The following is a 771-nucleotide window of genomic DNA, read 5'->3' on the forward strand; positions in this document are numbered from 1 at the left end:
AATGATAGCGATGTGAGTGCTAGTTATACTCCAAAGCAAAAAGAAGTGCGTGGGGTAAGCGAGATGGATGCTAGAAATTTAGTAAAAAATATCTCTTTAAATAAAGATATAGCGATACAATTACAGCCTAAAGCTGATTTATTAAATTTAGCAAAAGATTTCTCAAATGTTATAAAAACGCCAATTTTTGATAGCAAAATATCAATCGATAAACTTTTAAATCATTTAGCAGATAAGACAGAAGCTGATAAAAGATTAGAATATTTAAATCTAATTAAACCTACTTTAGAAAATCCATTATTTATCACAAGAGAAAATAATAGATATAGATTTGTTAAAACATTTATAGATAGTGATAAAATAACTAAATTTTTAAGTGTTATAGAGAATGATAAAGGGGAATTCATAGGAATAACCGCAACACCGATAAAAAATACGGATTTAAAAAATCTTTTAAAGGGTAATATAGTATGGGGTGGGGACACACTCTCTACTTTAAGCACCCCACAAATAGCCAAACAAGAAGTAGAAGCTATGAATAAAACTATATCAAACCAAAGCTTAAAAAAAGCTCAAGTAGAACAAAAATCCAAACAATATGCTAAATTTCTAGCTGAAGCTAATGAGCCAACGCAAGACGCACCAAATGAGCTTTATAAGGCTTATACAAAGGCTAAAAAAGATATAGAAAAACCAACCAAAAAAATAAATAAAGATAAGGAGAAAAAAATGGCTGAAGTTTTAAATTTAGACACAAATAAGCTAATTAGT

General features: G+C 28.8%; 1 protein-coding gene. It reads left to right on the top strand.

Annotated elements, in window-relative coordinates; translation table 11 throughout:
* A partial coding sequence (locus CSUIS19072_RS08435; RefSeq protein WP_337212277.1) for a PBECR2 nuclease fold domain-containing protein occupies window positions 1–771 on the top strand: 771 nt, incomplete at both ends.

The sequence above is a fragment of the Campylobacter sp. RM19072 genome (assembly GCF_024723485.1).
Taxonomy (GTDB): Bacteria; Campylobacterota; Campylobacteria; order Campylobacterales; family Campylobacteraceae; genus Campylobacter; species Campylobacter porcelli.